The organism is Massilia paldalensis (assembly GCF_044901715.1).
Classification (GTDB): domain Bacteria; phylum Pseudomonadota; class Gammaproteobacteria; order Burkholderiales; family Burkholderiaceae_D; genus Telluria; species Telluria paldalensis.
In genome coordinates this window covers 959,225-979,113 of record NZ_JBJCIU010000003.1, presented here as the reverse complement: position 1 = coordinate 979,113, position 19,889 = coordinate 959,225, and the positions used below count along the sequence as shown (strand labels likewise).

Sequence of the window (19,889 nt, the reverse complement as noted above, 5' to 3'; positions counted from 1 at the left end):
TCCTTGGCAATCAGGCGTTGGTGGACGAGGCGTTCGACTTGCGGCGGCGCAGCGCGAGGGCGCCGGCGCCCAGGCCCAGCAGGGCCAGGCTGCCCGGCTCGGGCACTTCGGCCAGCGTGATGTTGTCGATGCCGAACTGGGCCTGGTTGAGGATCGGGCTGCCTTCGGCCGGATACACGCACGACAGGCTGCCGTCGGCGCCGTCGACGTTGACGCAGGCGCGGATGGACAGGCTGGTCAGGGTGGCGTTCAGGAAGTCGCTGCCCAGCTGGGCGGCGGCGAAGCTCGGGTGGCCGTCGACATAGCCCGGGAAGTCGAGGCTGGCGGAAATGGTGGAGCCGTCCAGCAGCGTGCCGACCAGGTTCAGGGCGCCATACGAGAAATCTTCCAGGCCGCCCACCGGGGCCAGGAAGGAATAGTCGAAACCGGTCAGGCGGAAGCCCCAGCCGCTCTGGCTGCTGGTGCTGTTGCGGGTCAGGACGATGCCGCCGTCGTTGACGCCGAGATAGTAGTTGCTGTTGTTGCCGGTCGGGCAGTTGTCGGCCGAGCAGGTGTACGGGTCGTTGCCGTTGACGATGACGCCCGCGCCACCCGTCCCGTCGCCATGGTTGTCGACGACCGTCAGCGTGTAGTCGTCCTTGATGATCGGGTCGCCGCCGTTGAACGGGAACGGCATCTCGTTCTCGAAATTCAGCACCGTTGCCATGGCCGGGGTTGCCGCCAGCATGGTCAGCGCCGTCGTGACGCCGAGTGCAAGTTTGGTGAGCCCGGAACGGGCGGTGGAACGCGTACTGAAGATCGTGGTCATTATCTCTCTCGCTTTGGTGAGCCGGCCCATGTCGCCATGGCACGGCGGTGTTTTTTTACTAACTCACACGGCCTTTCACTCTAGCAAGAAACACAATTCATGAAGAATAATTTTTCTCGAATTAAATTTAAATTTGGAACAATAAGCAGAATAAGATTTGGATTTCCCTATGAAAAACGCATACTTGCGTGTCATGAAATTGTCGCTTTTTTATTACAACTGATTGCAATTAGAAAAATTTATCGACATGAGTCGCGGAAAATGATAGCGATCGCTCAATAAAAATAAACATTAAATAATTACATTTTGGAAATTAAATGATGACTTTCATTGCACCGAAATGAACCCGTCGTGCATGAAAATGGACGGAAATGTCGAGTTGGGCAAGGTTCGACGCACCGCGACGAGGCGCGTGTGAAAAAGCCCGTGGAAACGGTTCCGACACGGCCGGACGGGCCGTGTGGCACTTACGCAGATGCTGCGTTGCGCCATTCCACGGGGGACAAAATAAAAAACGGCGCCGAGGCGCCGTCGAGGAAGTGGGGATGAAACCGGGTCAGGCGGCCTGGTCCAGTGACGGGTAGTCGGTGTAGCCTTCGACACCGAAGCTGTAGAAGGTCTGGGGGTTGGGCGCGTTCAGCGGCGCATCCAGCTGCAGGCGCTGCACGAGGTCCGGGTTGGCGATATACGCACGGCCGAAGGCGACGGCATCGGCGGCGCCGGATTGCACGGCATCGATCGCCATCTGGCGGGTGTAGCCGTTGTTGGCGATGTAGGTGCCCTTGAAGACCTTGCGGGCCCAGGCAAAGTCGAAGCCCGGCACGTCGCGCGGGCCGCCCGTGGCGCCTTCGATGAAATGGATGAACGCGATGCCGCGCGCATTCAGCTGCTCGACCAGGTAGCCGAACACGGCCTGCGGGTTGCTGTCGCGGGCATCGTTCACGGGCGTCACGGGCGACAGGCGGATGCCCACGCGGCCGGCGCCGATCTCGGCGGCCACGGCGTCCACCACTTCCAGCGCGAAGCGGGCGCGGTTCTCGACCGAGCCGCCATAGCGATCGGTGCGCTGGTTGGAGCCGTCACGGAGGAACTGGTCGACCAGGTAGCCGTTGGCGCCGTGGATCTCCACGCCGTCGAAGCCGGCGCGGATCGCATTGGCGGCGCCGCGGCGGAATTCGTCGATGACGGCGCGGATGTCGTCCTCGCTCAGCGCGCGCGGCGTCGGCATGTCGACCTTGCCCTCATGCGTGTAGGCGACGCCATCCGGCTTGACGGGGGACGGCGCGACGGGATCGGCACCGCCCGTCAATGCCGGGTGGGTGATGCGGCCCACGTGCCAGATCTGCGCGACGATCTTCGAGCCGGCCGCGTGCACGGCCGCGGTGATCGGCTTCCAGCCTTCGACCTGGGCGTCCGAATAGATGCCGGGAGTCGCCATATAGCCCTTGCCGACCGGGGACACCTGGGTGCCCTCGCTGATGATCAGGCCGGCATTGCTGCGCTGGCGGTAGTACTCGACGTTCATCGGGCTGCCCGGGACGTCGCCGGCCGCCTCGTCCGCGCGGCTGCGCGTGAGCGGCGCCATGACGACGCGGTTGGCGACCTCGATGTCGCCGATGCGGGTGGGCTGGAACAACAGGAAAGGTTCGTTTGCGGTCGTTGCCATCGTTCGTCCTTGTCGGAAGTGGAAATGATGAAGGGGCCGCGTTCGCCGAATGATTGGCGTAGCGGCCCCGTGCATTGATTCCATTATGCCCATTCCCAACGGGATCGAATAGCCATGGCGAGTGATATGATTTATTCCTGACAGGAATAGATAAGGAAGCCCATGGACCGCTTGCGCTTGATGGAAACCTTTTGCCGCGTCGTCGAGAGCGGCAGCTTCTCGGCCGTCGCGCGCGAAGAGATGACGACGCAGTCCGCGATCAGCAAGCAGGTGCAGGCGCTGGAAAACCAGCTCGGCGCGCGCCTGCTGGTGCGCTCCACGCGCAGCCATTCGCTCACCGAGGCCGGCCAGCTGTACTACGAGCGCTGCCGCCAGGTGCTCGACACGCTCGACGAAGCGCGCCTGGAAGTGCAGCGCGCCGAGCACGACATCGGTGGCCTGCTGCGCGTCTCGGCGCCGGCCGCCTTCGGCCGCCTGCACATCGTGCCGCGGCTGCACGATTTCTACGCGCGCTATCCGCGCATGCGCATCGACCTGGTGCTCGACGACGCCTTCGTCGACCTGGTGGCGGCCGGCGTCGACGTCGCCTTCCGCGTCGGCGAACTGAAGGACAGCCGCCTGGTCGCGCGCCGCATCGGCACGGCGCACCGCGCGATCCTGGCGTCGCCGTCCTACCTGGAACGCCACGGCGAGCCGCAGCATCCGGACGAGCTGGCACAGCACCACTGCGTGCTGTACACGGGCCTGGCCAACGAATGGACCTTCGTCGACGAGGCGGGCGCGCCGCTGACGGTGCGGATCAATGCGCGCTTCCAGTCGAACACCTCGGAGGCGACGCGCCAAGCCGTGTGCGAGGGCCTGGGCATCAGCTACTCGACCACCTGGATCTACGGCGCCGACATCCGCGCGGGCCGCGTCAAGCCGATCCTGACGCGGTTCAAGCTGCCGCCGCTGCCCCTGAATGTCGTGTTCCAGCCGGCGCGTCGGCCGTCGCTGAAGGTCAACCGTTTCGTGTCCTATTTCGCCGATGCCTTCGCCCAGGATCCGGACATCGCCCAGATGTTGGAAGGCGCCCCCGGCTGAGCCGACGCGGTAAGATGGCGGCCATGAAATACCTGACTCCCCTCCTCCTGTCCGCCCTCCTCGGCGCCGCCGCCTTCGCCCAGGCCGAACCCGCTCCCGCCTCTCGGGTCGTTCCCATCGCGCGCCTCGACGTGCCGCGCTACATGGGCACCTGGTACGAGATCGCCAAGTACCCGAACCGCTTCCAGAAGGACTGCGCCGGCTTCACCACCGCCACCTACACGCTGCAGCCCGACAAGACGGTGCAGGTCGCCAACCGCTGCCGCCGCGCCGACGGCACGCCCGACGAGGCGATCGGCAGCGCGCGCCAGATCGGCGGTCCCGCCTCCACCACGCTGAAGGTGCGCTTCGCGCCGCGCTGGCTGTCGTTCCTGCCGATGGTGTGGGGCGACTACTGGGTGATCGACCTCGATCCGGCCTACAGCCTCGTCGCCGTCAGCGAGCCGAAACGCGAATACCTGTGGATCCTGTCGCGCACCCCGGCCGTGCCTCCCGAGGCCTACGAGGCGCTGCTCGAACGCCTGCAGCGCCAGGGCTTCGACCTGTCGAAGCTGGAGAAGACACGCCAGTAGCGGCGCGTGAGGCGCTTGAGAGCCTGTCCCGGCAGGCTCTTAGTGCAACGCTTCCACCTTAACGCTTGCCAAGGGACGGTTATTTGCGGAATATACTTATTTCATTTCCGTAACAACCATCCCGCGCATGAAGACTGCCGCCGCGCGCGTCTCGCGCCTGTACGAAGTGATGGACCTGATGCTGGATTCGGTCGGCGATCCGCTCGCGTTGAAGACGCTGGCGGCGTCGGCCAGCTATTCGTCCTTCCACTTCGACCGCATCTTCCGCGAACTGACGGGCTTCTCGGCCGTCGAATACCAGAGAAAGCGGCGCCTGCGCCGCGCCGCCCACCTGCTGCGCCACGAGCCGGACGTGCCCATCGTGCGCATCGCCCAGGATTGCGGCTTTCCTTCCAACGCGGCCTTCGCCAAGGCCTTCAAGCAGCAGTTCGCGATGTCCGCCAAGGCCTGGCGCGAAGGCGGCTGGCGCGACTACATGGACCGCCAGGTCGGGCGCGAGAGCGACGTCAGCTTCTTTGTGGCGGAGCCGGACAACCTGGAAGCGATCCTGGCGCCCTACTGTCCGCCGGAACCGGGCACGGTGGCCGCGCGCATCGCCGTGCGCAGCCTGCCCGCGCTGACGCTGCGCTACCAGCGCTTCTTCGGCCAGTCCGGGGCGGCGCTGTCGATGGCCTGCAACGCTTTCATCCGCGAGCGCGAACGCGCCGACGCGCTGGCCCCCGGCACGTCCTGGTACGGCGTGTTCGACGAGGACCCGGGTTTCACGGGGGAGCGGGAATACTGCTACGACTTCGGCTGCGGCTGCGCCCACGACCGCGCGCCCGACCCGGCGCTGGGCCTGCGCACGCTGCCGGCCGGCAGCTACGCCTGCCTGGAATTCGCGAACGAATGGCCACGCTTCCGTTCGATGTACGAGGACTGGCTGGACAAGCAGGCCGTCTGGCGCCTGGACAGCACCCGTCCCCACATCCAGAAGGTGGAACGGGGACCGGACGGGCAATGGCGGGGCTGGCTGGCGCTGCCCGTCAAGAAACGCTGACCCGGCTTACCAGTCGAAATCGTCGGGGATCTTGAAGTCCTTGTACGGGTCGTCCTCGCCGGCCACCGCCTCGACCTTGTTGACGCGCACCACGCGCTCCGGCGCGCGCTCGGCGATCTTCTCGGCGATCACGCGCGGCACCAGCTCGAACGCGCCATTCAGTTCGACGATGGACAGGCGCCCCGCGACCAGGTGGCCGCGCACCGCTTCCGACACGTGGATGCGTTCGACCTTGGTCCCGATCGTGAAGTTGTAGGCGATGTCGCCCTTGCCCTTGGACTGGCGGTTCACCTGCACCATCTGGGCGATCTGGGCCTGGACGGCCTTCTGCGCCGCCGCGGCGTCGCGCTCCGCGTTCAGCGCGCGGGCGCGCTCGGCCTGCTGGCGCTGGGCTTCCAGCGCCGCCTCGCGCGACTCGTTGACGCTGGTGACGCCGGTGCGGCGCTCGATCTTCTGCTGCTTGCTCTTTTCCTGGTTGGCGACCTTGACCTTCTTCTTGTCGACCAGGCCGGCCTTCATCAGCTGCTCTTGCAGGGAAACCATGTTACTGCTCCGTATGAAAGGATGCGCCGACGGGCGCTCGAAGCCGCCAGCATAGCAAACCGCCCTGCCCCCGGGCTAGTCCAGGCGCTGTTGCAGGAAGAAGCGCAGCATCTCGGCCGAGGCGTCCGGCCCGCCCACATCCGTGTACGAGCCGGCCGGACTGCCGCCCGACCAGGCGTGGCCGGCGCCGTGCAGCACCCAGTGTTCGGCCACGGCACGGCCGTCGCCGTCCAGCGTCGTCGTCCGCGTATGGGTGCGGCCGGCGGCGCTGGTACCGCCCTCCTCGATCGTGCGCAGCTGCTTGCCGTCGCCCGAGAACTGGCCCAGCACCGCGGCGCCGTTGGACGGGTGCACGACGGCGTCGGCGTCGCCGTGGAACACGATCACGGGCACGGAGTGCGGCGCGGCATGGCGGCCCTTGCTGCCACGGCTGCCCTTCATGGCGTTCAGGCCCGACATCAGGTCGTGCGCGCTGCCGGCCGCCAGCCCCGAATGCACGCCGACGGCCGCGAACAGGCCGGGGTGGGATGCCGCCAGGATCGCGGCCATCGCGCCGCCCGCCGACAGGCCGGCCACGTACACCCGGCCCGCGTCGGCGCCGTGCTCGCGTGCGACCTCGCGCACCATGTGCGCCAGGATGGCCGGCTCCCCGCCCTCGTGCGACTGGTGCTGCGCCTCGAACCAGTTCCAGCAATTGGAGCCGTTGGCGCTGCGCGCCTGTTCCGGATAGAGCACGAGACAACCATGGCGCTCGGCCAGCGCGTTCATCGCGGTGCCGGCGGCGAAGTCCGCGGCATCCTGCTTACAGCCGTGCAGCATCACGACCAGGGGTCGCGGCCCGGTGGCCGGCGTCGACGGCACGTACAGGCGGTAGCGGCGCGTGCCGGCCGCATTGCCCGATTCGCCCTGCAGGAATTGGCCGGGCGCCCGGGGATCGGGTTCCGTCGAACGCGCCTGCGTCCCGCCCGGCTGCAGCGCCCCGAGGCGTTCCGCCCAGCCGGCCAGCGCATCGCGCATGCCGGCATGGCGGGATGTGCCCGATGCACCCGAAGCGCCCGATGCGCCGGCGTTGCCGCGCGCCTTGCCGGCCCAGGGCGGGGCCGCGTTCAGGTCGACGAACGGGGCGCCTTCCCTGGCGGGGGACAGCGCGGCGCCCGGTGCGCCGGGCAGCAGCCCGGCAGTGCGCAGCGCGTCCTGGATGATGGCAGTCGCGGCGGCGGGGTCCTTCCCCTGGCTCGCGCGGACAGCCTGCAGCAGGTCGCCGACGAAGTTGTCGTTGAGTTTCATGGTGGGTCCTAGGTAGTGTGGATGCGGTCCGCCAGCGCCGCCTTGACGGCGGCGGGGGCGAGGAAGGCGCCGAGCACGCGCAGCGAGGCGATCGCCCGGCGCGCCAGCTCGGGGGTGACGTCGTCGTCGATCGTCGCCAGGCCCAGTACGTGGATCTCGAGCTGCTCGCCGGCTGCGGCGACGCGCTCCAGTTCTTCCCTGGCATAGCGCTGCATGCCCATCACGAAGCGCTTGCGCACGACGGTCTGGCGAATGGCGTCCTGGTGCCGCTGCAGCTGGTTGCGGATGGCGGTGCGGACGAAGTCGGTGCGGTTCGTATAGAAGCCTTCTTCGACCAGCAAGTCCATCTGGGCCAGGTCGACCAGGCCCAGGTTGATCGTCACCTTGTCGGTGTCCGGCAGTTTCGCTTTGCTGTCGACGAGTTTCATGGCGTGGCCTTTTTCGATTTTATACTCCCTTTATACTCCAACCAGAGTATAAAAGTCGTTTTCCGTCAAAAAAGGCTGCGCCGGGATACGGAACGGTCACTGCTCGGGGGCAGGCTCCATGCGCACGAAGCGCGTCAGCAGCAGCACGGGGATGGCCGACAGCACCACCCACAGGAAGAAGTGGCGGTAGCCGAGCGCCTGCTGGATGTCGCCGCTGACCACCTTGGACAGCACGAAGCCGAGCTGCATGAAGCCGGAGCCGAGGGCGTAGTGCGCGGTCTGGTATGGCCCGCTGGCGATCACCTGCATGATGAACAGGATCATGCCGACGAAGCCGAAGCCGTAGCCGAACATCTCGGCCGACAGGGCGGCGGTGACGAGGCCCAGCGATGCCGGCTGGGCCACGCTCAGGTACCAGAACACGAGGTTGGGCACGTTCATCGCGAGGATCAGGAACGGCATGGCGCGCCGCAGGCCGAGCCAGGACGTGAAGTAGCCGCCCAGCACGCTGCCGGCCAGGAAGGCGGCGGTGCCGGCGGTGCCGTAGATGGCGCCCACTTCCTGCGTCGACAGGCCCAGGCCGCCGATCGCGCGGGCGTCGCGCAGGAACAGCGGACCGATCGTCTGCACCTGCCCTTCCGCCAGCCGGAACAGCACGATGAACAGGATGCCCAGCCAGATGCCGCGCTTGGCGAAGAAGGCGCGGATCACGTCCAGCAGCAGCGCCGCCGTGGCGCGCACCGAGGCCGGCGCCGCGCCGCTGCGCTGCGTGTCCGGCAGCGCCCAGGCGTGGTACAGCCCCAGCCCCGCCAGCAGGGCACCAAGCAGGCCGAACACGGTCGACCAGGCGGCGGGCGCGCCGACGCGCTGCTCGAGCACGCCGGCCAGGATCACGAGGCCGCCCAGCGACAGGAACTTGGCGCCGTTGAAGAACGCGCCCTGCCAGCCCGCGTAGGCCGCCTGCTGACGCGCCGACAGGCTGGCGATGTACAGGCCGTCGGCGCCGATGTCGTGCGTGCTCGAGGCCAGCGCCACGACGCCCAGCAAGACCAGCGCCAGCGCGAACCAGGCCGGCAGCTGCAGCGCCAGCGCCACACAGGCCAGCCCGATACCGCCCGCCAGCTGCAGGATCACGACGACGCGCTTCTTGCTGCGCGCGAGCTCCAGGAAGGGACTCCACAGGGCCTTGAACACCCAGGCCAGGCCCAGTACGCCGGTCCAGCGCGCGATCTGCTCGTTGGGCACGCCCATGCTCTTGAACATCAGGCCGGCCACCAGCGCGACGGCATAGAAGGGCAGGCCCTGGGCCAGGTACAGCGTCGGCACCCAGGCCAGCGGATGGCGGGTCGCCTGCGGTTTCAACACGTCAGCGTGCGCCTTGTCCATGCGGTTCCAGTGAAATCGGTTCGAGGGTGACGATGCGGCTCCTGCGGCCGCGCGTGTCGAAGGCGGCGACCTTGAAGACGCGGTCCGGCGGCACGGACGCGACCTCGCCCGCCGCGCCGACGCGCGGGCTGGCCGCCGTCGGCGCGCTGCCGTCCAGAGTGTAATGCAGGGCCAGGCCCGGCAGGGCGACGTTCGCGCGCACGACGGACCCGGCGCGCACGGCGCCCGGCGGCGGCAGGCGGTAGCCCCAGGCCAGCGGCGGCCGGTCCAGGCGCAGCAGCTCGCGCTGGCCGAGGCGGTTGGCGAACGCGTTCCAGTCGGCCTGCATGGCGGCGCTGCGCGCGGCGGGATCCGCGATGGCGCTCCAGCCGGGGTCCGGCGCCCAGGCCCGTTCGGCCAGCGCGATCATGCGCGGCATGACGAGGTATTCGAGGCGCGCGGGCGAAGTGGCGTTCTCCGCCCACAGCTCGCCCTGCAGGCCGGCGATGCGCGCCCTGCCCGCGTCGCCCAGGCGTTCCAGCGCGGCCAGGCGCGCGGCCGGCACCGTACGGCCCAGCGGGTCGCGCGCGGCCTCGCCGGCGGCCATGTCCAGCGGGCAGAACGCGAAGGCGTCGCGGGTCTCGACGAAGCCGGCCCAGTAATAGCCCGGCTCGTGCGGCTCCTTGGCGTAGGCCAGGTCGAAGTACAGGTTGGCGGCGTTGGCCAGCACCACCTCGTAGCCGGCATTGGCGAGGCGGTAGGCCACGTCTTCCTTGCCCGAGCCCCAGGCATTGTTCCAGGCGTAGACGTGGAAGTCGCTGCCGGCGAAGTCCGGGTTCGGCACGGCCTGGCCGTCCGCGTCTTCGAGCAACGCGTTCTCTTCCCAGCCGGCGAAGGCCAGGCCGTGGCGCGCCAGGATCGCGCGGCAGCGCCCCACGAAGTCGGCATGCAGCTGGCCGACACCCGTCCAGCCCCGCTCTGCCATCAGCGCGCGGCAGCGCGGGGAGCCGAGCCAGGCCCCGGCCGGCACCTCGTCGCCGCCCGTGTGGATGGCGCGCAGGGGCGCGCCGGCCTCGCGGTACAGGGCGACGACGTGGGCCACAACGGTCTCGATGAAGCGGTCGACGGACGGCAGCGCGATGCAGATGACGTTGTCGTGCCACATCTGCACGGATTCGTAGACGGAGGCGTCGTCCGGATCGTCCAGCCGGCATGCCCAGGCGCCCTCGTCATCGCCGGCCGCCAGCAGGCGGTCGTGGCGGGCGCGCATGGCGACCACGGCGGCGCGCGCATGGCCCGGCATGTTGAATTCCGGGATCACCTCGATGTGGCGCGCGTGGGCGTAGCGCAGGATGGCGACGAAGTCGGCGGCCTCGTAGAAGCCGGTGCCCGGCGACGCGTCCACGTCGGCGCCCGAGCCGAACGAAGGCGGCAGCGCAGTACCATCGGACGCGATGCCGCGGCGGGAACCGATGTCGGTCAGCTCGGGCAAGGCATCGATGCGCAGGCGCCACCCCTCGTCGTCCGTCAGGTGCAGGTGCAGGCGATTGAGCTTGTACAGCGCCATGCAGTCGATCAGGCGCAGCACGGTCTCCTTCGTGGCGAAGTGGCGCGCCACGTCGAGCATCATGCCGCGGTAGCGGAAGCGGGGGGCGTCGGCCACGTGCCCGAGCGGCACGCTGCCGTCTTCCTCAAGCAGCTGGCCCAGCGTCTGGATGCCGTTGAAGACGCCGTGGGCGGAGGCGCCCCGTATCCGCACCGTGCCCGCGCCGATGTCCAGGCGGTAGGCTTCCGGATCGTCCATCCCTTGCGGATCGACGTCCAGCACGATGCGCGCCGCGCTGTCCGAGCGTGGGAAAGGCGCGAGCAGCGCGCGTAGCAGGGCCGCTTCGCCGGCCAGTCCGTCCGCGGGCAGCACGATCTCGCTGTCCGCCGCCAGCAGGCAGCTGCCGCCCGCGAAGCGCGCCGACACGGGTTGCGGCGTGATGCGTGCCACCCGGGCGCGGGGCAATGGCTGCAGCTGCGCGTTCTCCTGCCAGCGCCAGGTGGCGTCGGCCGGCGGCCAGGTGTCGCCCGCGTGGCGTTGCAGCTGCTCCGGACGCGCGAACGGCAGGATCGCCGGGTCGCCCAGGTCCGTCACGCGCCCGTCCGCCTCGACGAGGTAGAAGCCGAGCGGCGCATCGGTGACGCTGATGGCCCAGAAGCGCGCGTGGTAATGCACCGCGTGCTCCTCGCCCGGCCCCCAGCCGGCGCCGGGCGAGGAACTCGTGGCCGTCAGGCGGAACAGGTCGCCGTTCAGGTGGGCGATGGCGTAGCCGGGGGAGACGCTGTCCGCAAGCGCGGGACGGGCCGTATTGAAGTACACGGCCCATCCCGGCGCGATGGTCCTGCCCGAGACGTTGGACAGGACCAGACGCGCCGCGAACACCTGCTCGTCGACCAGGTTGGACAGGCACTCCCAGGCCAGGTCGATGGGACGACTGCGCACGATCAGAGCTTGCCGCGCAGGCCGACGTAGAAGGTGCGGCCGTTCGAGTAGAAGGCGCGCGGGCGGTCCTTGTTCTCGGCGTACATCTTGATCGTCTCGTTGGTCAGGTTCAGGCCGTCGAAGGTCAGCGTCAGGTGCTCGTTGATCTTGACGTTGACCGAGGCCGCCAGCGACGGCATGCCGTCCACGTGCTGGCTGGCGCCGCGGTCCACGCCGGCCTTGTACGAGGAGCGGTAGTTGTAGGCCAGGCGCGCCGAGAAGCGGTCGTTCTCGTAGTAGCCCGTCACGTTCCAGGTATTGCGCGAGGAGTTCAGCAGCTCGCCGCCGTCGTCCAGTTCGCCGTCCGCATACGTGTAGTTGGTCAGCATGCCGAAATTGCCCCACAGCGGCTGCTGCCAGCTCAGTTCCACGCCCTTGTTCTTGGCGCTGGTGTTGTACGGCGACGTGATCTGGTACTCGGTGAAGGTGCCGCGCTTGTTGTTGTAGTAGCTGCCCGTGCTGGTGCCCTGCGCGACGATGGAGCTGAAGTCCATGTAGAACAGGCCGGCCGACAGCAGCGCCTTCGGCGCGTAGTACCACTCGGCCGTCACGTCGTAGTTCACCGAGCGGATCGGATCGAGGTTGACGTTGCCGCCGCTGCCCGACAGCGCGTCGTCGTTCAGCGAGACGGAGCCGCCCAGCGCGCTGTAGTCCGGACGCGCCATCGTCTTGGCCACGCTGGCGCGCAGCACCAGGTCGGAGCGCGCATCGTATTTCAGGTTGGCGCTCGGCAGGTAGTCGCGGTAGATGCGTTTATAGGTGGTCGGCGTGTACGGGCCGAAGGCCGAACCCGTGATCGGATTGGCGCCACCCGGCAGGTTCACCACCGTCGTCTGGCGCGTCTCGACGGCGCGCAGGCCGACGTTGCCGCTGAAGCGATCGACGCTGAAGTCGGCCATGCCGTACAGGGCCGCCGTCTTCTCGCCGACCTGGAATTCGTCCAGCCAGTTATGGCGCAGCGTGTAGTCGAGCAGGCGGTTGCCCGGCACCGCGCCCCAGGCGCCCAGCGCCGCGCCGCTGTACTTGAAGTAGTCGTTGAAGACGAAGCCGCCGAGGTCGGAGCCGAAGTCGGACGGGTAGTGCTCGCCGTTCCACACCGGTCCCGGATTGGTGAAACCGAGCGGGCCCGGACGGGTCTCGAGCGGGTGCTCGGCGGTGCGCTTGTGGTCGGTCCAGCGCGCGCCGAAGCGGATCGCCTGCAGCCATTCGACGTCGCGCACGCGCCATTCGCCGTCGGCCTGCGCATACTTTTCCTGGTCGACCGATTGGGCCTCGCCGCCGCCCGCCCAGGCCGTCGAGCCGGGGCGGTTGGTGGTGCCGCCCGGGTAGCTGACGCTGGCCGGCGACAGGCCGTTCAAGCCGTAGACCATGCCGCCGTCGACGTTGTTCTGGTAATAGACGTCGTTGCGGTCGTAGCCCACGCCGTGGGTCTTGCCGACCTTGCCGGTGAAACTGAGGTCGTCCGTCACGCGCCAGCGGCCGTTCAGGTCCACGTACCAGGATTCGCCGCCCGCATCCGGACGATAGATGTTGTCGACCTCGCCCGAGTTGGCGGAAAAGCCGGCGCCGACCAGTGTGCCGTTGCGCACCACGGGGTTCTGCGGGATCAGGCCGGCGCTGTTGATGGAGTTCGCGGGGGCGGCCAGCCAGTTGGTGTTCTGGTGCGGCGCTTCCAGCTTGGAATAGAAGCCGTTCAGGTCGATGCCGACATCGCGCGACGGTTTCGCCTCGATGTCGAAGGCGCCGCCCTGGCGCTTCTTGGTCTGCTCGAACAGCGCGGCGCCGATGAAGGTCGGCACGACCACGCCGGCCAGCGCCGGATTGGCCTGGGCGGCGGCGCTCGTCGCGCCGATCGGCGTGTAGCCCAGGATCTCCTGGCCGTCGCGGCGCACGGCCTGCTTTTCCGAGAAGCCCTGCAGCAGCACGCCGAAGGTGCTGGCCGGGTTCTTCCAGCTCACCAGCGCGGACACCTGCGGCTCGGTCTTGCCGCGCAAGTCGTTGTAGTTGGCCTGGATCGAGCCTTCGACGGTCAGCGCCTGCTTGAAGTCGAGCGGGCGGCGCGTGATCACGTTGATGGCGCCGGAGACGCCGCCTTCGACCAGGTCGGCCGTCGCGCTCTTCTGCACGACGACGGAGCCGACCAGTTCCGACGGCAGCAGCGAGAAGCTGCTGGAGCGGCCGACGTTGCCGCCGACCTGGTTCAGCACGAACCAGTCGCCGGTGCTGATCGCGTGGCCGTTGAACAGGGTCTGCTGCAGGCTGGGGCTTGTGCCGCGCAGGCTGACGCGGTCGTTCTCGCCGAAACCGCCCTCGCCGCCCGCCGACGACTGCGTGTTCACGCCGGGCAGGCGCTGGATCGCGTCGGCCACGTTCTTGTCCGGCATCTTGCCGATGTCTTCCGCCGTCACCACCTCGACCACCGCGTCGGCGCTGCGTTTCTGGCGCAGCGACTGCTCCAGCGCGGCGCGCACGCCCGTCACGATCACCGTCTGCGCGTCGCCCGGACGCTCCGGCTGGATGCCGGCGCCGCTGCTGGCCTGCTGACTGTCCTGTGCCTGCGCCTGTGCCTGAAGTCCCAGCGCCAGCATCGCCACCGCGCTCGCGATCGCCGTGCGCGCCACCGTTTTCCGTTTCAACGACTGATTCATGTTCCCTCCCAAAAGCGTGATGGCCGCCGTCCGGCGTAGCCTGGGCAATGAAGCTTCGGTGGCGAATCCGGCGGACGCTGCGGCGTCTCTCGTCTTGCCTCTCGTCTTCCCGTGGCCGGATTGTGTCGTTGAATGAATGTCCATGTTTGTCAAATCTTGCTATCGCGAACGCCCGTGTCATCTTTTCGACACGTGCGTGTGCTAGGCGAACTGCATTGATCGAATGGCCAACTTTTATCCGCCCGGACTATTCGCTTGACATGTCGGAACGATCGTTCCATTATGGACCGGTCCTTCCAAGATACTGAAGGAGTCACCATGTCCCAAGTTTCATCCGCCCGTCCCCGCATCGCCGTCGCCGGCGCCAGCGGCCGAGTCGGTGCCGCCCTGGTCGGGAGCCTCGCCGCCGATCCCGTCGACCTCGTCGCCCTGACCCGCAAGCCCGATCCGGCGCGCTTCCCTGCCGCCGTCATGCAGCGCGCCGTCGATTTCGAGACGCCCGCCACGCTGGCGGCGGCGCTGGACGGCGCCGACCGCCTGTTCCTCGCCCAGGGCACGTCGCCGCGCCAGGTCGAGAACGAGATCGCGCTGATCGACGCGGCCGTCGCGGCCGGCGTCAAGCACATCGTCAAGCTGTCGGCGCTCGGCACGCCGCTGCAAGTGCATCCGTTCGACTGGCACGCGCGCATCGAAGCGCACCTGGTGACGCGCGACATCGGCTTTACCCTGCTCCGGCCTACCACCTTCATCGACTTCCTCGGGCGCTCGGGCCGGGTGATCGCCGACGGCAACTGGGGCGGCGCGGCGGGCCATGGGATCGTCAACCTGATCGACACGCGCGACGTCGCCGACAGCGCCAGGGCGGTGCTGCTCGATCCGGACAGCACCGGCTGGCAACGCGCCTTCCACCTGACCGGACCGCGCGCCTGGAGCATGCCGCAGATCGCCGCCGAGCTCTCGCGCCTGCTGGGACGCCAGGTCGACTACCACCAGCGCAGCGCGGCCGAGCAGCGCGACTACCTGATCGCGTCGGGTCTCAATGAATTCGGTGCGGGCGTGCTGGTGGGCCTGGATCGCGTGTTCCGCGAATCGGCACTGCAGGAAGAAACGGCAACCGTCCGGCTGCTGACGGGCCACGCGCCGCGCACGCTGACGGACTGGCTGACGGAAAACCTGGCCCTGTTCCGCTAAGCCTTCGCCGGCCACGCCGCCATGGCGATATCGGCCATGCCCGCCATGGCGGCCGGCGTCGCGCCGGCCTGGGGCAGATTCATGATGGCGTGCAGGATGCCCAGGTAGTACCAGGCCAGCGTGTCGACGTCGGCGTCGGCCGGCAATTCGCCGTCCTGCACGCCTTGCGCGAGCAGGCGCACGAAGACGGCGTGCTGGCCCGCCACGCCCTGCATGACGGCGCCGCGCGCCCCCTCCGGCAGGTCGGCCTGCTCGGCGCTGCTGCGCGCCAGCATGCAGCCGGCCGGGCGCGGTGCGGCCGATGCCTTCGGCAGGAAATCGCGCAGCAGGGCCGCGACGCGGCCGCGCGCCGTCTCTCCCTCCACCTTGTCCATACGGCGCAGCACCCGTTCGGTGTAGCGCGCCACCGCATGCTGGAACAATCCCTCCTTGTCGCGGAAGCGCTGGTAGATGCTGGAGCGGGACAGTCCCGTGGCCGCGGTGAGGTCGTTGATCGACGCGGCCGCGTAGCCGTGGCGCCAGAACACCTGCATCGCGGCCTCGATCACGGCCGTTTCATCGTATTGGGGTTTGCCGCTCACTCCTCACCTCGGTTCTGGCATCGACACGGCGACATTATCCGTCGAATCGGCCGATCCGGCCGGCGTCAGCGCCGGAACAGCCACAACAGCAGCGAGACGACGACGGAGACGACCAGGCAGGTGACGATGGGGAAGCTGAAGCCGAACCCTTCGCGCACGACGTGGATGTCGCCGGGAAGGCGGCCGAACGGCAGGCGCCGCAGCCAGGGCCAGGCCAGGCCGGCAGCCAGCAGGACGAGGCCGAGGACGATCAGGAGTTTTTGCATGGTGCGCCGATTGTACGGCGGCAGCGGCGGCAGCGGCGCTCCCATTCGTACCGCCCGAAAAAACTGCTTGGGATAGACTTCTTCCCAACACATGCGGCCAACGCGGCCGTTTCAAGTGAAACTTTTCTTTGGATAAAAGGGAGGTAAGATGACTACAACCTGGATCGTTTCCGCGGACGCAGGACGCGCCCGCATCTTCGCCGAATCCGACCCGCACCAGCCCTACGAGGAAATCGAGGACATGGTCAGCCCGAATGCCCGCCTGCGGGTGTCGGACATCAACACGGACCGCCTCGGTCCCACCTCGGCCGGCCAGAGCATCCACAACACGGGCGGCGCCACCCCCAACAAGCAGTACGAGCCGGCGCAGACGCCCGAGCAGCGCGACGCCGAATTCTTTGCCAAGGAAATCTGCGGTTTCCTGCTCAAGGGGCAGCAGGAGAAACGCTTCGGCAAGCTCGTACTGGTGGCCGAGCCGAAATTCCTGGGCGTGCTGCGTGGTGAACTCGACAACCAGCTCAAGCCCGCCATCGCGCTCGAAGTGAACAAGGACTACAGCCACTCGAACGGCCAGCAATTGCGCGAACAGCTGCAGGCCTACAAGGCCAAGCAGTAACCCTCCCGCCCGGCGCCGCGCCATGCGGCGCCGGGCAGCCTGCGGCGATCAGAAGGTTTCCCACTCCGCTTCTCGTTCCGCTTTTCGCTCAGCTTCCCGCTTTGTTTCCCGCATGCCCGCCGCGACCGGCTTGGCACGGACCGCCGCGGCCGGCGCCGCTGCGGGACGGGCCATGCGTGGCGCACTGCGCTCCGGGCGCGCCGCTACCCGCACGGCCGGCGCCGATGCCGGCACTGCCGCGGCCTGGCTTCCATGGGCCAGCTTGAACACGCTGACGGCTTCGGCCAGGTCGCGCGCCTGTTCCTGCATCGATTCGGTGGCCGCCGCGGCCTGCTCGACCAGCGCGGCATTCTGCTGGGTGACCTGGTCCATCTGCATGATCGCCTGGCCGACCTGGTCGATGCCGGCGCTCTGCTCGCCCGATGCGGCCGAGATCTCGCCCATGATGCCCGTCACCTGGCGCACGCTGGCCACCACTTCCTGCATCGTGGCGCCGGCCTCGTCGACGAGGCGCGCGCCGATGCCGACCTTGTCGACCGAGTCGTCGATCAGGGCCTTGATTTCCTTCGCGGCCGCGGCCGAACGCTGGGCCAGCGTGCGCACCTCGCCCGCGACCACGGCAAAGCCGCGTCCCTGCTCGCCCGCGCGCGCCGCTTCCACCGCGGCGTTCAGGGCCAGGATGTTGGTCTGGAACGCGATGCCGTCAATGACCGAGATGATGTCGACGATCTTGTGCGCCGACGCGTTGATCGCGCCCATCGTGCCGACCACCTGGGCCACCACGTCGCCGCCGCGGGTGGCGATGTCGGAGGCGGATGCCGCCATCCGGTTGCCCTGGGCGGCATTGTCGGCGTTCTGCTTCACGGTGCTGGTCAGCTCTTCCATCGAGGACGCGCTCTCCTCCAGCGCGCCGGCCTGCTGCTCGGTGCGCACGGACAGGTCGTGGTTGCCCGTCGCGACTTCCGCCGCCGCGGTGGCGATGCTGTCGGCGCCGCTGCGCACCCGCGCGACGAGGGTATTCAGGTTGTCGTTCATGCGCTGCAGGGCCGTCATCAGCTCGCCCGTTTCGTCGCGCGCATCGACCTCGATGCGCGAGGACAGGTCGCCGCCGGCGACCGCATTGGCCAGGTCGACGGCGCGGCGCAGCGGACGGGTGATGCTGCGCGCCAGCAGCCACGCCATGACGGCCCCGATGGCCAGCGCCATGACGCCGGCGGCGGCCATCAATTGCTGGCCGCTGCTCGTCAGGCCATCGACCTGGTCCTGCGCCTCCTCGAACATCGCGCGCTGCCGTTCGGCCAGCCTGGCGACGGCGTCGTCGTAGGCAGTCAGCGCCGGGCTCATCTTTTCCTCGGCCAGGCGATGGACGGCAGCGTCGTCGGCGCCGCCGTCCTGGCGCGCGAACACATCGTCGCGCGCGGCCACGTAGGCGCTACGCTTCTCGGCGATTTCCGCCAGCAGCGCCTTGCCCTCCGGGCGCACGACGAGCTTTTCCAGTTCCTCCTTGGCCTTGCTGATGGCGGCGCTGTTGGCCTTCATCCTGGCCGCGATCGCCGCCTTGTCCTGCGCGTCGCGCGCGCGCAGGCGCGCGTCGACCAGGGCGCGGTTGGTGCGGCTGCCGGCCAGCCAGCTGTCGGCCAGGCGCAGCTTGCGGATGGTGCCGTCCATCTCGTCGACGGCATTGCCGACTTGCTGCAGGCGCAGCGCGCCGATCCCGGCCAGCAGGGCCGTCAGCGCCAGCACGGCGGCAAAGGCGAGTCCCAGGCGGACGCCAATTTTCATGTTCTTCAATTGCATAGCTACCTCGACGATGCGAAAACGATACGACTGGTTACCCGGCAGGAGAAAGGCGGGCAGGAAGACAGCGGCGGCGAGGTTTTGGCCTGGGAAAACGACTTTTGGTATGTACAGCGCCATGGTAATGCAGTTTTTACTGATTTTCAGCAAAATGTTGTCGCACAACAACATCGGAGTCGATGTTCCGCGTGGTGTCGTGCGCAGGGGCAAACCCGTTAGAATGGTCGGTTGCTTTGCCACCCCGTGTATTTATCCGCTTCTTCACGATCGAACGATGGCTCACTTCCTCCCCCGCCCCCTGCATCTCCTGGCCGCCATGATGCTGCTGGGCGCCCTCCTCGCGGGCGCCCGCGCCGCGCCTCCCAAACCCGTCCTGCTGGGCATCGACGGCGAATTCGGCCTCGACAACAGCACCTCCGCCCAGGCGGTGGAGCTGGGCATGCGCGCGGCGGTCGCGGAGATCAATGCGGCCGGCGGCGTGCTGCACGGACGCCCGCTGGCAGTGGTGACCAAGGACCACCGCTCGATTCCGGCGCGCGGCATCCGCAACATCCAGGAATTCGCCGCCATGCCGGACCTGGTGGCCGTGTTCGGCGGCCGCTTCAGCCCCGTCGTCATCGAGGAATTGCCGACGCTGCGCCAGACCCGCACGCTGTTCATGGCCGTGTGGTCGTCGGCCGACGGCATCGTCGACAACGACATGCAGCCGAACTACGTGTACCGCTTGTCGCTGCGCGATGGGCTGGCCATGCCGCGCCTGCTGGCGTCGGCGCACCGCCGGCGCCTGGACAAGGTGGGCCTGCTGCTGACCAACACGTCCTGGGGCCGCAGCAACGCCAAGGCGGCCGAGCGCGCGCTGGAGCGCCAGCCGGACATGAAGATCGTCGGCACGTCCTGGTACAACTGGCGCGACGCGAGCCTGGTCGACAAGTACCAGCACCTGCGCGCGGCCGGCGCCCAGGCCATCGTGCTGGTCGCGAACGACGACGAGGCGGCGATCCTGGTGCGCGAAGTGGCGCGCCTGCCGAAGGCGCAGCGTATCCCGATCCTCAGCCACTGGGGCGTGACGGGCGGCGAATTCGTCGAGCAGGCCGGTCCGGCGCTGCAGGAGGTCGACTTCACGGTGATCCAGACCTTCAGCTTCTTCAAGGCCGACCCGGCGCGCGTGAAGCGTTTCCTCGCCAGCGCCGCCAGCGTGTCCGACGTGCGCCGCATCGAGGACGTCAAGGGACCGGTGGGCGCCGCCCATGCCTACGACATGACCCATCTGCTGGCGCTCGCGATCGACCGCGCCGGCAGCACCGACCGCAAGGCCGTGCGCGACGCCCTGGAAAAACTGGGCCCGTGGCGCGGCCTGGTCAAGCACTACGCGCCGCCGTTCACGCCGGCCAGCCACGAAGCGCTCGGCGCCGAGGAGCTGCTGATGGCGCGCTACCGCGCCGACGGCGTGCTGGTGCCGACGCGGGACTGAT

At 68.3% G+C, this 19,889-nt stretch carries 17 protein-coding genes; 6 read left to right on the top strand and 11 right to left on the bottom strand.

The genetic code is table 11. The features are described 5' to 3' along the window. Positions 1 to 10 precede the first annotated feature (10 nt). Positions 11 to 808: an NF038120 family PEP-CTERM protein gene (locus tag ACI1V7_RS19085; protein ID WP_404533349.1), complete on the bottom strand. Its 798-nt coding sequence runs from the start codon at positions 806 to 808 to the stop codon at positions 11 to 13. A 556-nt stretch (positions 809 to 1,364) separates the two neighbouring features. Next, positions 1,365 to 2,474, bottom strand: a complete 1,110-nt coding sequence (locus ACI1V7_RS19080; RefSeq protein WP_404533348.1) for an alkene reductase — start codon at positions 2,472 to 2,474, stop codon at positions 1,365 to 1,367. A gap of 162 nt (positions 2,475 to 2,636) precedes the next feature. Between ACI1V7_RS19080 and ACI1V7_RS19075 the strand changes: the two genes are divergently transcribed. The 3 genes from ACI1V7_RS19075 (at position 2,637) to ACI1V7_RS19065 (ending at position 5,168) form a co-directional block, all read left to right on the top strand. After that, positions 2,637 to 3,557, top strand: coding sequence for a LysR family transcriptional regulator (locus ACI1V7_RS19075; RefSeq protein WP_404533347.1), 921 nt, complete (start codon positions 2,637 to 2,639; stop codon positions 3,555 to 3,557). Between the two features lie 23 nt (positions 3,558 to 3,580). Then, positions 3,581 to 4,129 (top strand): lipocalin family protein, encoded by a 549-nt coding sequence (locus tag ACI1V7_RS19070; RefSeq protein ID WP_404533346.1) that lies wholly within the window; start codon positions 3,581 to 3,583, stop codon positions 4,127 to 4,129. Positions 4,130 to 4,256: 127 nt separating this feature from the next. Continuing rightward, entirely contained in the window at positions 4,257 to 5,168 is a 912-nt protein-coding gene (locus tag ACI1V7_RS19065) for a helix-turn-helix domain-containing protein (protein ID WP_404533345.1), read from the top strand. Positions 5,169 to 5,174: 6 nt separating this feature from the next. Here ACI1V7_RS19065 and ACI1V7_RS19060 read toward each other — a convergent pair whose 3' ends face one another. The 6 genes from ACI1V7_RS19060 to ACI1V7_RS19035 all read right to left on the bottom strand — a co-directional run bounded on the left by ACI1V7_RS19060 (position 5,175) and on the right by ACI1V7_RS19035 (position 13,966). Continuing rightward, entirely contained in the window at positions 5,175 to 5,711 is a 537-nt protein-coding gene (locus tag ACI1V7_RS19060) for a DUF2058 domain-containing protein (RefSeq protein WP_404533344.1), read from the bottom strand. Between the two features lie 75 nt (positions 5,712 to 5,786). Then, positions 5,787 to 6,998, bottom strand: coding sequence for an extracellular catalytic domain type 1 short-chain-length polyhydroxyalkanoate depolymerase (locus ACI1V7_RS19055; RefSeq protein ID WP_404533343.1), 1,212 nt, complete (start codon positions 6,996 to 6,998; stop codon positions 5,787 to 5,789). Positions 6,999 to 7,006: 8 nt separating this feature from the next. Then, positions 7,007 to 7,426 carry a CopG family transcriptional regulator gene (locus ACI1V7_RS19050; protein ID WP_404533342.1) on the bottom strand — a complete coding sequence of 140 codons (420 nt, stop codon included), beginning with the start codon at positions 7,424 to 7,426 and terminating at the stop codon, positions 7,007 to 7,009. A 96-nt stretch (positions 7,427 to 7,522) separates the two neighbouring features. After that, positions 7,523 to 8,812, bottom strand: a complete 1,290-nt coding sequence (locus ACI1V7_RS19045) for an MFS transporter (protein WP_404533341.1) — start codon at positions 8,810 to 8,812, stop codon at positions 7,523 to 7,525. After that, the gene (locus ACI1V7_RS19040; RefSeq protein ID WP_404533340.1) at positions 8,793 to 11,279 is read right to left on the bottom strand and encodes a family 20 glycosylhydrolase; all 2,487 of its coding nucleotides are present in this window, start codon (positions 11,277 to 11,279) and stop codon (positions 8,793 to 8,795) included. Before ACI1V7_RS19040 ends, ACI1V7_RS19045 begins: the two co-directional genes overlap by 20 nt. Positions 11,280 to 11,281: 2 nt before the next feature. Beyond that, positions 11,282 to 13,966, bottom strand: a complete 2,685-nt coding sequence (locus ACI1V7_RS19035) for a TonB-dependent receptor (RefSeq protein WP_404533339.1) — start codon at positions 13,964 to 13,966, stop codon at positions 11,282 to 11,284. Positions 13,967 to 14,284: 318 nt separating this feature from the next. On the opposite strand from ACI1V7_RS19035, the gene ACI1V7_RS19030 reads away from it, so the two are divergent. Continuing rightward, on the top strand, positions 14,285 to 15,157 hold the full coding sequence (locus ACI1V7_RS19030) for an NAD(P)H-binding protein (protein ID WP_404533338.1): 873 nt from the start codon (positions 14,285 to 14,287) through the stop codon (positions 15,155 to 15,157). On the opposite strand, the gene ACI1V7_RS19025 is transcribed toward ACI1V7_RS19030, so the two are convergent. Together ACI1V7_RS19025 and ACI1V7_RS19020 are read right to left on the bottom strand one after the other, a co-directional pair. After that, entirely contained in the window at positions 15,154 to 15,738 is a 585-nt protein-coding gene (locus tag ACI1V7_RS19025) for a TetR/AcrR family transcriptional regulator (protein WP_404533337.1), read from the bottom strand. The two genes, ACI1V7_RS19030 and ACI1V7_RS19025, sit on opposite strands and share 4 nt — an antisense overlap. Positions 15,739 to 15,803: 65 nt before the next feature. Next, positions 15,804 to 16,004, bottom strand: coding sequence for a DUF2905 domain-containing protein (locus ACI1V7_RS19020; RefSeq protein ID WP_404533336.1), 201 nt, complete (start codon positions 16,002 to 16,004; stop codon positions 15,804 to 15,806). Positions 16,005 to 16,152: 148 nt separating this feature from the next. Here ACI1V7_RS19020 and ACI1V7_RS19015 point away from each other — a divergent pair, with 148 nt between their 5' ends. Beyond that, a complete protein-coding gene (locus tag ACI1V7_RS19015) occupies positions 16,153 to 16,620 on the top strand; it encodes a host attachment protein (protein WP_404533335.1) in 468 nt (155 codons plus the stop codon). Between the two features lie 48 nt (positions 16,621 to 16,668). Here ACI1V7_RS19015 and ACI1V7_RS19010 read toward each other — a convergent pair whose 3' ends face one another. Further along, complete coding sequence (locus tag ACI1V7_RS19010; RefSeq protein WP_404533334.1) at positions 16,669 to 18,417, bottom strand: methyl-accepting chemotaxis protein; 1,749 nt, start codon at positions 18,415 to 18,417, stop codon at positions 16,669 to 16,671. A 274-nt stretch (positions 18,418 to 18,691) separates the two neighbouring features. Between ACI1V7_RS19010 and ACI1V7_RS19005 the strand changes: the two genes are divergently transcribed. After that, positions 18,692 to 19,888 carry an ABC transporter substrate-binding protein gene (locus ACI1V7_RS19005; protein WP_404533333.1) on the top strand — a complete coding sequence of 399 codons (1,197 nt, stop codon included), beginning with the start codon at positions 18,692 to 18,694 and terminating at the stop codon, positions 19,886 to 19,888. Position 19,889: the final 1 nt, after the last annotated feature.

Excerpts from the sequence above, each read along its gene's own strand:
- ACI1V7_RS19085 (WP_404533349.1), bottom strand. The coding sequence starts at position 808 with ATGACCACGATCTTCAGTACGCGTTCCACCGCCCGTTCCGGGCTCACC.
- ACI1V7_RS19080 (WP_404533348.1), bottom strand. The coding sequence starts at position 2,474 with ATGGCAACGACCGCAAACGAACCTTTCCTGTTGTTCCAGCCCACCCGC.
- ACI1V7_RS19075 (WP_404533347.1), top strand. The coding sequence starts at position 2,637 with ATGGACCGCTTGCGCTTGATGGAAACCTTTTGCCGCGTCGTCGAGAGC.
- ACI1V7_RS19070 (WP_404533346.1), top strand. The coding sequence starts at position 3,581 with ATGAAATACCTGACTCCCCTCCTCCTGTCCGCCCTCCTCGGCGCCGCC.
- ACI1V7_RS19065 (WP_404533345.1), top strand. The coding sequence starts at position 4,257 with ATGAAGACTGCCGCCGCGCGCGTCTCGCGCCTGTACGAAGTGATGGAC.
- ACI1V7_RS19060 (WP_404533344.1), bottom strand. The coding sequence starts at position 5,711 with ATGGTTTCCCTGCAAGAGCAGCTGATGAAGGCCGGCCTGGTCGACAAG.
- ACI1V7_RS19055 (WP_404533343.1), bottom strand. The coding sequence starts at position 6,998 with ATGAAACTCAACGACAACTTCGTCGGCGACCTGCTGCAGGCTGTCCGC.
- ACI1V7_RS19050 (WP_404533342.1), bottom strand. The coding sequence starts at position 7,426 with ATGAAACTCGTCGACAGCAAAGCGAAACTGCCGGACACCGACAAGGTG.
- ACI1V7_RS19045 (WP_404533341.1), bottom strand. The coding sequence starts at position 8,812 with ATGGACAAGGCGCACGCTGACGTGTTGAAACCGCAGGCGACCCGCCAT.
- ACI1V7_RS19035 (WP_404533339.1), bottom strand. The coding sequence starts at position 13,966 with ATGAATCAGTCGTTGAAACGGAAAACGGTGGCGCGCACGGCGATCGCG.
- ACI1V7_RS19030 (WP_404533338.1), top strand. The coding sequence starts at position 14,285 with ATGTCCCAAGTTTCATCCGCCCGTCCCCGCATCGCCGTCGCCGGCGCC.
- ACI1V7_RS19020 (WP_404533336.1), bottom strand. The coding sequence starts at position 16,004 with ATGCAAAAACTCCTGATCGTCCTCGGCCTCGTCCTGCTGGCTGCCGGC.
- ACI1V7_RS19015 (WP_404533335.1), top strand. The coding sequence starts at position 16,153 with ATGACTACAACCTGGATCGTTTCCGCGGACGCAGGACGCGCCCGCATC.
- ACI1V7_RS19010 (WP_404533334.1), bottom strand. The coding sequence starts at position 18,417 with ATGCAATTGAAGAACATGAAAATTGGCGTCCGCCTGGGACTCGCCTTT.
- ACI1V7_RS19005 (WP_404533333.1), top strand. The coding sequence starts at position 18,692 with ATGGCTCACTTCCTCCCCCGCCCCCTGCATCTCCTGGCCGCCATGATG.